This is a genomic window from Treponema sp. (genome assembly GCF_024696245.1).
GTDB lineage: Bacteria > Spirochaetota > Spirochaetia > Treponematales > Treponemataceae > Treponema_D.
In genome coordinates, this window is the sequence record NZ_JAILGZ010000024.1 from 1 (window position 1) to 16,056 (window position 16,056).

Below are 16,056 nucleotides of genomic sequence, written 5' to 3' on the forward strand. Positions count from 1 at the left end.
GGTAAGCTTACATCCAATGAAACTTTCCTTGTAAGAAAAGATTTGTACGAAACTCTTGGCAGACCTGACATGACAACTCCTGAAGGATTCCTTAAGGCCCTCCGCAATGCAAAGAAAATGTTCCCTAATGTAAACGGTCAGGCCCTTATTCCTTTTGGTACTACAGAATTTACTGACACAGGATGTTCCCAGCTTCAGGCAGCTCTTTCTCACTTCCTTGCAATTGATCCTGAAGTAGATGGAGAATTTGTAGATGTAAATCTTGGTCTTACAGAAAATGAAGAATACCTGAGATGGCTTAAAGTATTGCGCATTGCATATCAGGAAAAACTTCTTACTAAAGAAATGTTTATTGACAAGAGATCACAGATAGAAGAAAAGGCTTCAAACGGCCGTTACTTCTGTATGCTCTATCAGAACTGGGATATGCAGACAGCACAGAATACCCTTTATGCAAGGGACCCTGATTCAATTTATATTGCTGTTCCTGGTCCTAAAAACAGTAAGGGTGATGATCCTGTTCTTGCAGGTGGTGGAATCTCTGGATGGACAATCACATTGATTTCTAAAAAGTGTAAGGATAAGGGTAAGGCAATTCAGTTCCTTACTTACCTTATAAGTGAAGAAGGACAGATGGATACTAACTTTGGTATTAAGGGCGAGACCTGGGATTACAACGAGGCAGGTATTCCTGAACTTTACCCAGAAATCAGGGCTCTTGATTCAAACAATAAAAATCAGCAGGAAACAGAAATCGGTGTTCAGTACACTTACTGGATGCTTATGGATACAGCATGGCAGACACAGTGGCCTGTTGAATATGCTCCTTCTTTAGGACAGCCACAGCTCTGGACAATTCCTTATGTTCACTCTTATGCAGTATATGATGGTCTTACAATTCCAAGTGGTTCTGATGAAGACTTGATTTATGCAGACATTCAGCGTAGGTGGGGTAAGGTACTTCCTGAACTTATTCAGGCAGAAACTGATGAAGAGTTTGATTCTATTGTTGCAGAGTTTAATGTTTATAAACGCAGCAAGGGAATTGATAAAGTTAAGGCTCTTCAGACAAAGCTTATGAAGGAAAATAAACTCAAGCTTCGTTAATAAAAAATAATTAATGAGAAGCGGCACCTGTGACTTTAGCATCTTAAAGTTTGTGCCGCTTTTTTTTGTCTTTTAATTTTTAAATTTTTTATTGGACTAAAAAAAATACTCTAATCCCGAAAACCAGCCCACTTGCTGACAGAGGGGAGGGAGTAGAGAATTACAGTAAGAAAAATTATCCGGGGGAAAAATGAAAAAACTTTTAACAGCAGCAGTTTCATGTTTTGCTTTGTTTTCTCTTACATCATGTCTGACAATACATGCAAAGAAAACTGTGGAACTTCCAGAAAAAATCAAGGCTGAACTCAATGGCCAGAGTGTAAAAGTAGAGAAAGAAGCACTTTCATATTTTTACTATTCAGAGGAGCTTGTTCCTGTTATTGATGGTAACTTTTCTGAGTGGAAAGGTTTGGAAGGAGTTCACTCAAGACAGCAGGTATATGGTGGAAGATTTAATCCTGATAATGCAGACGGTTTCTTTGTAGCCAGAACTGATGGAAGCAATCTTTATATTTACGCAGATGTTACTGACAATGATGCCCGTGTAAATGAATATGAAGTTCCACAGGCATGGCGTGGAGACGGTATTGAATTCTTCTTTGGAACTGATACAAGCAAACACACTGCATTTAAGGAAAATGATTCAAGAGTAAGAATTGTTCCAAGAAGCAAGAGTGATATTTTTGATGTAGCAATTGGTCTTAACGATGCTCCAATTGAATCAAGTGATATAGAAGCAGCAGTTGTTTTTAATTCAAAGGGATACAAGGTAGAAGTAAAGGTTCCTCTCAGTCTTCTTGGATCAAAGGAACTTAAGCTTAAGCAGAAAGTTCGTGCAGACTTCCAGGTAAATGATGCTGATGACGGAAAAGAAAGAACAGGCCTTCTTCACTGGAACAGCCCTAATGACAACACCTATTCAGATCCTTCTTCATGGGGTGACGGTAAAGTTATAGCCCTTCCATAAGCTGAAAATTATTAAGGAGAATAAGAGATGTTAAAAAAGAAACTTGCTATATTTGCAGCTGCTTTACTTTCCTTTGCAACAGCTGTTTCTGCGGAAAAAATTACAGTAAGGCAGGATGCCGGGGGATGGAAAATCTATGACGGTAAAACTGCTGTAGAAATTAAAGGTATAGTATGGTCCTTTACTCCAATCGGAGAAAGCTTCAGCTATAATCTTTTTGCTCAGGATGATGCATTCATTCAGAAAATGATTGATACTGATATGCCTATGCTTAAGGCAATGGGTGTAAATACTATCCGCTGTTTTACTACAATTCCTCCAAAGTGGGTAGAATACATTTATACTAAATACGGTATTTACACTATGATTAACGACCTTCTTGGCCGTTACGGTGTCAGTGTAAACGGTACCTGGTATGCTCAGACAGATTACTCTGATTTTTATACACGTCAGACTCTTATTGAGCAGGCCCGTCAGACAGCTCTTGCATACAAAGACTGCAAGGGTGTAATCATGTACATGTTTGGTAATGAATCAAACTACGGTCTTGTATGGTCTTCTACAGAAATTGAAGATCTTCCTGTTGGTGATCAGAATGTTGTAAAGGCTGCATATCTTTATGACCTTCTTGAACAGGCAATGGCTGTATGTAAGGATGTAGATCCTAATCGTCCTATTGGCATTGTAAACGGTGACGTAGGAAACCTTGAACTCATTGCAAAACTTTGTCCTTCCCTTGATATTCTTGGTGTAAACGTATACCGCGGATACAAGGCATACGACAGTCTTTATGAAAACGTAGCAGATGTTCTTAACAAGCCTATTGTATTTACAGAATTTGGTGCTGATGCTTATAACGATATCCTTCATCAGGAAGATCAGACTGCCCAGCTTACATATATGAAGAGCCAGTGGCAGGAAATCTATGAACAGTCATACGGAAAGGGTAAGTGCCAGAATATTCTTGGTGGTTACGTATTTGAATGGATGGATGAATGGTGGAAGCGCTATCAGACAAAAAATCTTGATCTTCATGACGACGCATCATGGGCTAATGCAGGTTATGACATTGACTATCGCGAAGGTGTAAACAATATGTCGGAAGAGTGGTTTGGTATTTGCGGTCAGAGCCCTCTTAAAGAAAACGGCATTAACGTTCGTATTCCACGTGCAGCTTATTACATGCTTAAGGATGTATGGTCTATGTCACTTTACAACTCTTCAAGCCAGGAAGTTGCCCGTAAGTTTGCTTCCCTTAATGATGCAGAATACATTGCAAGGGGAAATGAAAAATCAATCAAGCAGACTCTTAACGAAAACAAAAAAGTAGAAATAAGTCAGCTTACAGCTACTGTAAATGCTACAACTCCAGTTTATCTTAACGCCCTTATTGATGACATTAAGGACGGAACCCGTAACTGGGCAAGTGACTTCCGCTATAAGAATGCTGAAGGTGAAATCAATGAACCAACAGTTACAGCAGAAGCAACTCTTGGTGTAACAGTAAGACCTTTTGAAAATCTTGAAGGAGAAGCTGTTATTAAGGCAGTAACTGGTGAACCTTATACAAGAATCGCTGATCACTGGGCTTCTTATTATGAAGACACAGGAAATCTTTACGGAAACAATTCCAGTGACGAAGATCAGATTCAGTATGTAGATGTTTACTCTGCAAGCTTTAACTATACAAATGATATGTTTGACCTTAATGGTTATTACCATGTTGGTCATGCAGGTTTTGAAGGTAAGGGAGATCCTTTCTGTATTTCTGCAGAAGGCTTTGATATTATCGGTTACGATACTTACGGTTCAAAGGCTCCAATCGCTCTTGAATTTATTGGTCATGGACTTCTTGAAGGTCTTGAAGTTATTGGTGGTCCGGAAATTGTCGGTGGTGCATGTCCACAGGTTCAGGCAAATTACTTTAAGTGGATTCCTTCTGTAGGACCTCTTGATGGTATCGTATTTAATGCAACTGCAGCTGCAGAATTTGCTTCAAGTGAAAATGTTCTTATCGATCCTTATAACGGATATGGCGGAGGCTACAAGGCATCTGTTTATGGAGAAACTTACATCATGCCTTGGTTCCAGCTTAAGGCAGGAGTGCTTACTGCAGGTTCAGAAAAAATCGGTGCTTACTATATTAATGGTGACAAAGAAATCGATCAGGTTGACTTCCTTGATACTCTTGGTGCTCAGATTGAACTTGGTACAAATATGTTCCAGCACAGCTACATCTTTACAAAGGCAATCTATCGTGGTGTTGTAGCTGATACAAATGCTGCTATTGCAAGAGGAAGTTTCTTTACAGCTGATTCAGGAAGCGGTAACCGTTTTGAAGTTCAGCTTGGTGCAGAACTTACTTATGGAGACATGGTATTTAAACCTGTTGTACGTGCCCGCACTCCACTTGAAAAGCCAATGGGACGTTCCCTTGTAAGTGGTTCTCCATTTGTTGTAGGTCTTGGAAACCGTCAGGCCGTAGAAGTAGAAGCAGTATTTACTTATGATCCTGAAGGTGGTACATGGTTCCACGAATGGAACAGCGAAGATATTGAAGGTGCTCCATGGGCATTCAGTGTAACAGGTCTTTATCAGCTTTATGCAGGTAAGACAGATAACCTCTGTTATAAGAGTGATTCAAAGACAACTGTTAACCGCAACGACGGAACTACAGTTACAGACTATGAATGGTATGACGGCGGTGCTCTTGATCTTCAGAATAACCTCTTCCAGGTTGGAACAAGATGGGTACTTAATCCACCACAGGTTCCAGGCTTAAGGGCAATTATCAATGCAAACGTTGGACGCCTTTCTGCTTCTACTGGTGCATGGGAAGATGCAGGTAGTGATGAGTTCTGTACATTCGTAAGCGGTGGAATTGCTGCACGTTACAAGCACTTTATTGGAAGCCTTGACTGTACTGTAAACGGATGGGGTACCGAAAGCTGGTGGCGTGACTTTAACATGACATTCCCACTTCAGTACACACTTGACCTGGCTTATGCATTCGGAACAAATCCATCATTCCTTGACAGTGCAAACCGTATTGGTCTTAAGATTGTTGGAAAGAACTTTGGTGAAGATTCTTCTGATGCATACGGTGCCCTTCCTTACGGTGCTTCTGTTGACGGAGCAATGTATATGGAAGTAACAACTTATTTCAGCATCGGTCTGTAATTAAAATATGAAGGCAGGCCGGATTATATTGCCGGCTTGTCTTAGGGGTTAAATGGAGGAAGAAATGATTAAATTAAAATATAAAGTTCTGGCAGCAACAGCCGCAGCAATTCTTGCATCCAGTGCAGTAATTACTTCATGCTGTTTTTTGCCTGATGACGATGAAAAATTAGATCTTAGTGAATATGAACTTTACTGGTGTGATGAGTTTGATGGAAGTTCACTTGATACTGACACCTGGAATGAACAGGTATGGGCTTCTGGAAAAGTAAACAATGAAGTTCAGTCTTATGCAGCAGGACATGCAACTATTGTAGAAGATGATGAAGCAACAGACGGAAGTGTTCTCCGCCTTACAGCAACTTCTTCCAATGGTTCAACCTGGGTCAGCTCAAGAATTGATACAGCTACTAACTTTAACTTTAAGTATGGTTATGTAGAAGCCCGCATTAAAATGCCTGTAGCTTATGATTCTTCATCTGGAAGTAACGTAATTGAAAATAAGGGTGTATGGCCTGCTTTCTGGATGATGCCTGAAAATGTTTATGACGATGAAGGTGAATCAACAGATGGTGGTGTATACGGTGTATGGCCACGCTCAGGTGAATTAGACATTATGGAATATTCTCCATCTACAAGTGGAGAAAAAACTTATTCTACAATTCATCATGCAACATCAAAAACAGATGCGACAGACAGTTACTCATCTCTTGGTGATAAAACTTTTGACAATCCTTATGAATGGCATACCTACGGACTTTTGTGGACCAGCGGAACTGTAGAAGCTTACTATGACGGACAGTCCCTTGGTACAATTTATGCCAATACAGGTAACAACTGGGCTAAGTGGCCTTATGACCAGAACTTCTATATCATTCTTAACCTTGCCATGGGCGGAACTTTAGGCGGCAGCATTAACTCTGACATGAGAAGAGCTGAATATGATATCGACTATGTTCGCGTATACAAGGCTAAATAATTTAAGACAGGGGGAAGATTATGAAAAAGATTTGTAAAGCTTTTGCTGCGGCAGTATTTGTTCTTTCTGCCTTTGGATTTACGGCCTGCAATGATGCAATCGTAGATGATGGAAGTAATGTTAAGAGTTATATCGATAATGCAGGCTCCGGAGGTGGTGCCGTTCCTTTTAAAAGTTTTGAAGGCTGTGACCTTCAGATTTGGGTAGATACTTTTACCGCTACTCAGACTTCAGAAGCTGAACTTTTTACAGTTGGTTCTGTAGGCTGGTGGGGAGGGGCCTTTGTTAATAAGGGTTCTGTTGGACCGACAGATGCTGGTGTTGTAACTTATGATATGTCTAATGTGGCAACAATTACTTTTGAAGCCATGATTTCAGAAGCTGGAAGTATCTGGGTTTCTACAAGTGCTTCTGATTCAACTGCAGGTGCTAAAGTCGGTAAAACTTTCAGCATTACTACAGAATGGGATGAATATACATTTAATATTTCTGACGGAACAAATGCAGTATCAGACCATGATTATGGTGTATTTGCAATCGGCGGTTCAAATTCTTCTGGTACAGTTGTTTACATAAAGAACATCGCCTTCTACGACGCCTCAGGCAACGAAATCGTTCCTGGTGTCAATGACTGAGATATGATTAGTAAATAGTCATAAATTAAATCCTGTAGACAGGTTTTCATGGAAGAAAATTTTATGAAAACTTGTCTTTTTTTTTTGCATTTTTAAAAAAGTGTGTTAGAATTATAATGAAAAGGTTTTCACTTAGGCTCCTTAAGGAAAACCTTGTAACACTGCTATGATTTGTATAAATCATAAACTAAATCCTTTGGCTGCCTTTTAATGAACGGTCACATTAGAGGGTAGTCTTTTTTTTGCCCTGATAACAAAAAGTTTATTCTTATTACAATTATTTATCATATTTTTTAAGCCTACATTTAAATTTGCCTCCTAAGATGGATTTATCAGGCGGGGACAATCCTATAAGTCTGAAAAAAAGCATTACAGGAGTTATAAATGAAAAGAATATTAACATTTATCTTAACATCAACCCTTGCTCTTTCCCTTGCAAGCGGTCAGGATTTTTCTGAAGATGATTTTCCTCCTCCACCTCCAGGAGCTTTTGATATGGATGGTGATTTTGAACCAGGTAATGGTAAGGGGGGAGACGGTTTTGGAACAGTGGCTGACGAAAAGGAACCTGACCTTAAGGCAGTAAAAGTTCTGGAAGATGGAGATTCTTTTACCGGAGTTAAGTTCACATCAAAAAGTCAGGATCAGAGTGTTCTTCTTGCAGAAGATGGGATTAAGGCATCTCTGTCGGATTCAACTTTAAATAAAAAAAAGGGAGATACTTCCAAGGTTGGACAGAGTAACTTCTATGGACTTAATGCAGCAGTTGTAGCAAAAAGCGGAGCAAATCTTCAATTAAACAATGTTACAATCCGTACAATTGCAGAAGGTTCAAATGCGGTTTTTGCAACAGGAGAAGGTTCCCGTATAACAATAGACGGAATTAAAATTCAGACAGATGAAGATTCTTCCAGAGGTCTTGATGCAACTTACGGTGGAACAGTAGAAGCAAAAAATGTAGACATTACTACTAAGGGTGCTCACTGTGCAGCTTTTGCAACAGACAGGGGAGAAGGCAACATTATTGTAGATTCAGGTAAGGCTTCAACAGCAGGCCAGGGTTCTCCTGTAATTTATTCAACAGGTAATATTCGTGTTGCAAATATTACAGGCAGTGCTACAGGTTCAGAAATTGCAGTTATCGAAGGAAAAAATTCCATATCCATTACTGATTCAGAGATTTCAGGGGGTACTGATTCAAGAAGGGATACTGGCTGCGGCATAATGCTTTACCAGAGTATGAGTGGTGATGCAAACAGGGGTACTTCAGTATTCAGTGCCAGCAATTCAAGACTTATCAGCAATTCTGACGGAGCTTTCTTTTACGTAACAAATACTGATGCAAAAATAAATCTTTCCAATACTGAGCTTGTAAATTCTTCCGGTATTCTTCTTCAGGTTACTCAGAATTATTCATCAAGAGGCTGGGGAAAACAGGGAGCTAACGGCGGAACTCTTGAGTTTAATGCTCAAAATCAGCAGCTTGCCGGAAAGGTAATTACAGATTCAATCAGTAAGATAACAATGAATCTTAAAAATGGCACAAGCTTTAAGGGTTCAATTAACGAAGAAAAATCCGGTCCTGTTAACTTGAATATTTCTAAGGATGCCACTGTTGAATTAACAGCAAATTCCTATGTAAATATTCTCTCAGACGGAGATTCATCTTTTGCAAACATTAAGTCCAATGGTTATACCCTCTTTTACAATAAGAATGCAGAAGAGAACAAGGCTTTAGGCAACAAGGTTATTAATCTTGCCGATGGTGGAAAAATTATCGGAATAGAAATGACCTGGGAAGAAGTGACTCCTGTAAAAACTCAAAAGCAGGGAAGGCCTGGTAAACCGCCTGCAGGTGCAAAACCAAAATTTTAATTAGTTAAAATATGCCGCAGGGACAAATGACACAAATGAGTCTTTGCGGTATACTGTCCTAATGGTAGAGATTCTAAGCATTACAGAAAAAAATCCTTTAGAGCATATTGGAATGGTAGCAGGCATCTGCTGGAACAGTCCCGTAGATAATCCGGAAAAAAACCGTAAACGTGCAATCAGCTGTATTTCTTCCGGTCACGGCCGCGTAATGGAATATGCAGATGCAGAACTTGTAATTTCAGGTTATTCAGCAAGATGTATTCGTGAACTTTATACCCATATAATCGGAACAACCCGTCTTCAGGAAAGCACCCGCTACGTAAACATGGAAGACTTTAAGTATTACACTCCTTCTACAGTTGCCAGTGATGAACAGAAAAAAGAATATGATGGCTGTATGGATGCTATTGCAAAAAGCTACAGCGCTTTATTAGACAGCGGTGTTTCTAAAGAAGATGCAGCAAATCTTCTTCCCCTTGGAATGGATACAAAAATCGTTCTTAAAATAAATCTCCGTGCCCTCATTCACTTTATGGAAATGAGACTCTGCACCAGAGCCTACAAAGAAATCCGTGCCCTTTCTTCAGAAATTAAAAAGGTACTTTCTGATTATTCTGAAGAATGGAAGTACATTGCAGAAAACTATTTCTTACCAAAGTGTGAAGCTGCAGGTTTCTGTATTGAAGAAAAATGCTGCGGCCGTAAACCAAAAAGATCTGAGGTAGTAATTATTTCTAAAGAAGAATATCAGGCCCTTAAATCAAAATAATTTTTTTTCGGTTATAAAAAAATAAGGCAGAGTGGAGTAAACTTCAAATTAAAGAAGCTTTCCATTCTGCCTTTTTTTTGTGTGAATTGTTTTAATTTAATTCACTTATTTTGCTACGATGTTAACAAGCTTGTCTTTTACAACAATTACCTTGGCAACTGTTTTTCCTTCTGTAAACTTTTTAAAGCCTTCTGTTTCAAAAGCCATCTTCTTAAGGGTTTCTTCATCAGTGCCGGGAGCTGCTTCAAACTTATCACGAAGCTTTCCGTTAATCATTACAGGGAATTCCTTTGTGTCTTCCTTGCAGAATTCTTCGCTGAACTCAGGCCACTTTTCGTAAGCATTTGATTCCTTATGACCAAGTTTTTCCCAGAGTTCTTCACCAAGGTGAGGAGCATAAGGGCTGAGCATAAGAACAAAGCCTTCCCACATAGCCTTAGGTACAGAGTCAAGTTTTGAACATTCATTAATAAAGATCATCATCTGACTGATGGCAGTATTAAAGTCAAGGTTTTCTGTATCCTTAGTAACTTTTGCTACTGTTTTTGCATAAGTCTTGCGGAGGGAAACAAGAGCCTTGTCTTCGAGTTTTCCTGTAATATCAATATCTGACATTTCTTTTTCAGAAATTGACCATACCTTATCAAGGAAGCGGTTAATACCAATAAGACCCTGAGTGTTCCATGGCTTTGAAACTGTGAGAGGTCCCATGAACATTTCGTACATGCGCACACTGTCTGCACCATAGCTGTCAATCATTTCGTCAGGGTTAACAACGTTCTTAAGGGACTTGGACATTTTTGCAATTACACGTTCAAGTTCTTCTCCGTCGTCCTTTGCATAGTATTTACCGTCTTTTTCTTCTACAGCATCTACTGCAACCAGTGACTTTGACTTTCTCTGGAATGCAAAAGAAGTAATCATACCCTGGTTAATAAGGCGCTGGAATGGTTCTTTTGTAGAAACTACACCAAGATCATAAAGAACCTTGTGCCAGAATCTTGCATAAAGAAGGTGGAGTACTGCATGTTCTGCACCACCAACGTAAAGGTCTACAGGCATCCAGTAAGATTCCTTTGCCTTGTCACAGAAAGATTTTTCGTTTGTAGGATCAATATAGCGCAGGTAGTACCAGCAGCTTCCTGCCCACTGAGGCATTGTGTTTGTTTCCCGCTTTGCAGGCTTTCCGCATTTAGGACATTTGCAGTTTACCCATGAGTCAATTCCAGCAAGAGGTGATTCACCTGTTCCTGTAGGCTGGTAGGTTTTTACTGCAGGGAGTTCAAGAGGAAGTTCTTCTTCCGGTACGGCAACTGTTCCGCAGTCAGGGCAGTGTACCAGAGGAATTGGTTCACCCCAGTAACGCTGGCGGCTGAATACCCAGTCACGGAGTTTATAGTTTACAGCCTTTTTACCGATTCCCTTTTCTGCAAGGAATTCGAGCATCTTTGCAATGGCGTCCTTTTTGTTAAGGCCGTCAAGGAATTCTGAATTAACATGGATTCCGTCTTCTGTCCAGGCCTGAGTCTGAACATCAACTTCTGATTTTAATACTTCAATAATTGGAAGATTGAATTTCTTTGCAAATTCCCAGTCACGGGTATCGTGGGCAGGAACGGCCATAATGGCACCTGTACCGTAAGAAATAAGAACGTAGTCTGCAACCCAGATAGGAATAAGTTTTCCGTTTACAGGATTAATTGCATAGCTTCCTGAGAAAACACCAGTCTTGTCTTTTGCCAGGTCTGTACGTTCAAGGTCAGATTTTTTAGCTGCCTGTTCGCGGTAAGCTTTAACTGCATCTGCCTGTTCAGCAGTTGTAAGTTTGTCAATCATAGGATGTTCAGGAGAAACAACCATGTATGTTGCACCAAAGAGGGTATCACATCTTGTTGTGTATACTGTAAGGGTTGTGTCTGTAGCCTTTCCGTCTTTATCAGCAACAGTAAAGTTTACTTCTGCACCTTCTGATTTACCAATCCAGTTTTTCTGCATAAGCTTTACGCTTTCCGGCCAGTCAAGATCATCAAGGTCTTCAATAAGGCGTTCTGCATAAGCTGTAATTTTTAAAATCCACTGGCGGATTGTTTTGTGGGTAACCTGAGCACCACAACGGTCACAGTGACCTTCCTTAACTTCTTCGTTAGCAAGACCTGTCATACAGCTTGGACACCAGTTAATAGGTGTTTCTGCTTCGTAGGCAAGTCCCTTTTTATAAAGCTGAAGGAAAATCCACTGAGTCCATTTGTAGTAGTCCGGAGTACAGGTACGGATTTCCCTGTCCCAGTCATAGCTGAATCCCAGGGCTTTAATCTGCTGGGTAAAATGTTCAATATTTGCGTTTGTTGTTGTTGAAGGATGGGTTCCTGTTTTAATGGCATAGTTTTCTGCAGGAAGACCAAAGGCGTCGTATCCCATTGGATGAAGTACATTATAACCTTTCATGCGGAGGTAGCGGCACCAGATATCAGTTGCTGTATAACCTTCAGGATGTCCTACATGAAGACCTGCTCCACTTGGGTAAGGGAACATGTCCAGAACGTAGCGTCTCTTGTCTTTTGGAACACTTTCATCTTCCTTTGTTTTAAAAGTCTTGTGTTCATCCCAGTATTTCTGCCATTTAGGCTCTATGTTTTTGAATGGATATGACATCATTCATCTCCTGAAAAAAATATGATGAATATAGTATCACTTTTTTAATGCCGTGTCATTCTTTGGGCTATCTTATCTGGTCAGATCCTTAACCCACCTGTATTTTCTGTAGTGGTGAAGTACCCATGGAATTTTTCCCACTTCATCAAGACAGGTGCAGGCATAAACCAGAAGAACAGGCCAGTTAAAAAAGAAGGTGCCGGCTGCTGCCAGGGGAACTGCAATACACCACATGCAGACTGCCAGGGAGTAAACGTCAAATATGGTATCTCCACCGCAGTCAAAGATTCCGTTTATAAGAACGGAGTTTACCGTACGGCCAATCATATAGACTGCCATAATAATCATCATTCCCTTTAAAAGTTCTCTTGCTTGTGGTGTAAGCTTTACAAAATCCAGAACAAGGGGAGTAAGGCCCAGCATTATAAAGGTAGAAATAAAGCCCAGGACAAAGGCTATTACAAGAAGCCTGTCTCCGTAAGATTTACCTGTATCAAGTTTTCCGGCACCCAGCTGGGTTCCTACAAGAATTCCACCTCCTGAAGCAAGACCGTTGCAGAAGCAGCATACAAGGTCACGGACAACACTTGCTACTGAGTTTGCAGCTGCAGCATCCTTTCCCAAATGTCCCATAAATGCTGTATAGGAAGTAAAGCCTGTTCCCCAGAAAAGGGAAGCTCCTAAAAGGGGCAGGGTGTACTTTACAAAATCCTTTTCCAGCTGAGGATTGAATTTAAATATCTTTTTTAAATCAGGCCTGATAAAATTCTTTTTGAATGAAGACAGAAGACACCAGACTAGTTCAACGATTCTTGCAATAAGGGTTGCCAGGGCAGCTCCCTTAACATTCATTTTTTCAAAACCAAAAAGACCAAAGATAAAGACTGCATTTAAGCCTATATTAAGAATAACAGTGCCGGCACTGATAACTGCAGTTTCCTTTGCATTGTCAGAAATCTTCATCATGGTAAGGTAGCACTGGGATACTCCAGTAATAAGATAAGACCAGGCTGCAATTTTAAGATAGCCGGCACCTATTTTTATAAGCTCCTCTTTGTCGGTAAAAATGAACATAAGGTTTTCCGGAAAGAATTCACAAAGCACAAAGAAAAGCAGGCAGGCAAGTACATTTATCCTTAAGCTTATAAGAAAAATATCATTAAGGGACTTAAGGTCTTTTTTTCCAAAGTACTGGGCTCCTAAAATCGACTCGGCTCCAGTTACAGAAAAAATAATCATGTTCTGTATAAACTGAATCTGTGTTGCCAGTGAAACTGCGGACATCATGTCCTGTTCAACATTTCCAAGCATGATTGCATCACAGGCAGCAACTGCAGAAAGCATAAGGCTCTGGAATGCTATAGGAAGGGCAAGCTTAAAAAGTTTACCCAGAAATTCTCTTTCAAATATTTCTTTTCTACTAACCATAGCTAATTACTAACATATTAATTAAAAAGTTTAAAGGAAGGCTTTAGGTTAAAGCCTGCAGTTTGACGACTTGTTTATATCATAACTGCCAGGGGGATTTTTTTATTTACATTTCCTTTTCTGCGTTTTATTATAGAAGAAAAGAGAACAATAAAGGTGGTTTATATGAAATTAAAATCTATTGTACTTGTAAGTGCAGCTCTTCTTGCAGGAAGCCTTCCTGTTTTTGCAAAAAAATCTTCAGCAAAAAAATTTGCTGTTAATGCAGAAGAATCAGCTGTTTTGTATCTGACCTTTGATTCAGAAAATGAAGCCGGCTTTACATATAAGGGAAGCCCTGTTAAAGGAGAAGGCTTAAATGGTCAGGCCCTTGTTTTTGACGGACAGGATGATTACCTTGAGCTTGATAAAAAAATCCTTGAAGGTGAGGGACTTACTTTTTCCGTAAACATTAAAGCTGAAAGCTGGTCTTACTGGGAACGTATCTTTGACTTTGGTAACGGTTCAGATTGTGACGTATGGCTGGGCTATGATCAGGCAACAAAAGCCCTTCGTCTTGCAGCAGGAAGAGCCAGTGCCCTTGCACCCCTTCCTCCTGTAAATGAATGGACAAATGTTACAGTAACCTTTGGCGAAAAGAATGCAGTTATCTATGTAAACGGAAAGCTTTCCCAGAAACTTTCAATTGGTGTAAGTCCACAGAAAGTTCTTGCCAGCGTAAAAGGTATTTATGTAGGAAAATCCAACTGGAACGATCCTATGTTTAAAGGAAGCATGGACGATATCTTTATTGCAACAAGAGTATTTTCTGCAGAAGAAGTTGCTTCTCTTGCAGCAGGTATAGTTGATACTTCTTCAATTGGATATCAGAAATAAAAAATAGTAAAATTTTTATAAAAGGTGCCCTGATTTTAGCTTTTAATATAGTTTTTAATCAGGGTATTTTTTTTGCCTGAATTAATTTTTTTAGTGGACTTAAATTTTTTAAAGAAAGGATTTTTTATGACAGAATTTTCCTTTTTGTCATAAGTGCTTGACATGTCAATCTATAAAAGTTCATAATTTTATTACTATGAAAAAGGAACATAGAACGGACGAGCGTTTTGATGAGGTCGGCCGTGTAACAGCAGATGGTATATGTGCCTATCCGGGAATGCTTGATGACATAAGTGCTTCCGGCTGTAAAATGCATTTTCCAGTAAATACTCTTGTTGATATGGAAAAGGATTACAACGTTAAGATTAATCTTTCTCATACAGGTATTGTGGAACAGCTCGAATTAGTAGTACATCCTCAGTGGAAAAAAGACGAATCCAACGAGACTTATATTGGTTTCAGAATTCTTCGTTCTCCAGATACTCCTCTTTTAAATGAATATATTCATCACATGAAGAATTCCAGCAGCCAGGCTCAGATGAGGAATCTTCTTATTACTACAAACGTAGATTTTATTTAAATGTCATATCAGATTACAAAACTAACAGGCAGGGCCCTTCTTGCTTTTCCGGAAAAAAAATCCATGCTTCTCTCTGAATTGTCCAGGCGTTTTTCTGCTTCCCTTAACAAGGCTGTACATTACGGAGACCTTATTTATATAGAAGATTTTAATGAAGTTCCATATTTTGCAAGAAGCGTAATGACGGAACCTTTTCTCTTAAAGTTTGATTCCATTGGAGATGCAGCTTCTGCCCTAAAGGAAATTCAAAGGTCCTGGGCTCCTTACCAGTACACCTGTTTTAGAAGGGCTCAGCTTATTCAGGAAAAACTTCCCTATGTAAATTTAAAGAACAGAAATTTTCCGGTAAAGATTCCTTCTTCTCCAATTGGTCTTTACACCCTTATTGATGAACACACACTTATTGCTTCTGCTTCTACCACAAGTCCCCTTCCTGCAGGCAGTCTTATTTTTAATGAAGATCATGAAAATCCACCAAGCAGGGCCTACCTTAAAATTCAGGAAAGCCTTAGTCTTGCTTCTTACTTTTTTGATGTTGAACTTCCTTCTGAAAAATCCCGCTGTTTTGAAGCAGGAGCCTGTCCTGGTGGCTGGACCTATGTTCTTGTAAATCTGGGCTCCCAGGTTTATGCCGTAGACAGGGCTCCTTTAGCAGACAGCCTTATGAATAATCCTAAGGTTACTTTTGCAGCCCATGATGCCTTTACCCTTACTCCGGAAGAAATAGGGGACTGTGACTGGGTTTTTAGTGATGTTATCTGTTACCCTGAACGTCTTTTATCCTGGATTAAAACCTGGCTTGAAAGCGGCCGTACAAAAAAGATGATTTGTACCATAAAAATGCAGGGCGAAATTGACTGGGATTTAGTTGCTCAGTTTGCTGCCATTCCTGACAGTAAGGTAGTTCACTTAGGTTACAATAAACATGAGCTTACCTTTATTCACGTAGAAAAATAGCATAATAATTGATTCAATAAAAAAAGCTGTCCTCTTTTTTGTGAAGCGTCT

Annotated in this window: 12 protein-coding genes; 10 read left to right on the forward strand and 2 right to left on the reverse strand. The window is 39.7% G+C overall.

Annotated features, from left to right (window positions below; all coding sequences use genetic code 11):
- From K6D58_RS01605 to thyX, 7 genes are all read left to right on the forward strand, one after another.
- Positions 1-1,107: type 2 periplasmic-binding domain-containing protein (locus K6D58_RS01605; RefSeq protein ID WP_296826882.1), on the forward strand; the 1,107-nt coding region annotated here is incomplete at its 5' end.
- A gap of 190 nt (positions 1,108-1,297) precedes the next feature.
- Entirely contained in the window at positions 1,298-2,074 is a 777-nt protein-coding gene (locus tag K6D58_RS01610; protein WP_296826884.1) for a sugar-binding protein, read from the forward strand.
- Between the two features lie 27 nt (positions 2,075-2,101).
- Complete coding sequence (locus tag K6D58_RS01615) at positions 2,102-5,254, forward strand: glycoside hydrolase family 2 TIM barrel-domain containing protein (protein WP_296826886.1); 3,153 nt, start codon at positions 2,102-2,104, stop codon at positions 5,252-5,254.
- Positions 5,255-5,318: 64 nt separating this feature from the next.
- Positions 5,319-6,233: a glycoside hydrolase family 16 protein gene (locus tag K6D58_RS01620; protein ID WP_296826888.1), complete on the forward strand. Its 915-nt coding sequence runs from the start codon at positions 5,319-5,321 to the stop codon at positions 6,231-6,233.
- A 20-nt stretch (positions 6,234-6,253) separates the two neighbouring features.
- The gene (locus tag K6D58_RS01625) at positions 6,254-6,868 is read left to right on the forward strand and encodes a hypothetical protein (RefSeq protein WP_296826890.1); all 615 of its coding nucleotides are present in this window, start codon (positions 6,254-6,256) and stop codon (positions 6,866-6,868) included.
- Between the two features lie 384 nt (positions 6,869-7,252).
- Positions 7,253-8,743, forward strand: a complete 1,491-nt coding sequence (locus tag K6D58_RS01630) for a hypothetical protein (RefSeq protein ID WP_296826891.1) — start codon at positions 7,253-7,255, stop codon at positions 8,741-8,743.
- Between the two features lie 61 nt (positions 8,744-8,804).
- On the forward strand, positions 8,805-9,512 hold the full coding sequence (thyX, locus tag K6D58_RS01635) for an FAD-dependent thymidylate synthase (protein WP_296826893.1): 708 nt from the start codon (positions 8,805-8,807) through the stop codon (positions 9,510-9,512).
- Positions 9,513-9,617: 105 nt separating this feature from the next.
- On the opposite strand, the gene leuS is transcribed toward thyX, so the two are convergent.
- Positions 9,618-12,164 carry a leucine--tRNA ligase gene (leuS, locus tag K6D58_RS01640; protein ID WP_486389744.1) on the reverse strand — a complete coding sequence of 849 codons (2,547 nt, stop codon included), beginning with the start codon at positions 12,162-12,164 and terminating at the stop codon, positions 9,618-9,620.
- Positions 12,165-12,236: 72 nt separating this feature from the next.
- Complete coding sequence (locus tag K6D58_RS01645; protein ID WP_296826897.1) at positions 12,237-13,592, reverse strand: MATE family efflux transporter; 1,356 nt, start codon at positions 13,590-13,592, stop codon at positions 12,237-12,239.
- A gap of 165 nt (positions 13,593-13,757) precedes the next feature.
- Here K6D58_RS01645 and K6D58_RS01650 point away from each other — a divergent pair, with 165 nt between their 5' ends.
- The 3 genes from K6D58_RS01650 to K6D58_RS01660 all read left to right on the forward strand — a co-directional run bounded on the left by K6D58_RS01650 (position 13,758) and on the right by K6D58_RS01660 (position 16,005).
- On the forward strand, positions 13,758-14,468 hold the full coding sequence (locus K6D58_RS01650; protein ID WP_296826899.1) for a LamG domain-containing protein: 711 nt from the start codon (positions 13,758-13,760) through the stop codon (positions 14,466-14,468).
- 196 nt (positions 14,469-14,664) lie between these two features.
- Positions 14,665-15,048: a PilZ domain-containing protein gene (locus tag K6D58_RS01655; protein WP_296826901.1), complete on the forward strand. Its 384-nt coding sequence runs from the start codon at positions 14,665-14,667 to the stop codon at positions 15,046-15,048.
- A complete protein-coding gene (locus tag K6D58_RS01660) occupies positions 15,049-16,005 on the forward strand; it encodes an SAM-dependent methyltransferase (RefSeq protein ID WP_296826903.1) in 957 nt (318 codons plus the stop codon).
- The last annotated feature ends 51 nt before the right edge of the window (positions 16,006-16,056 follow it).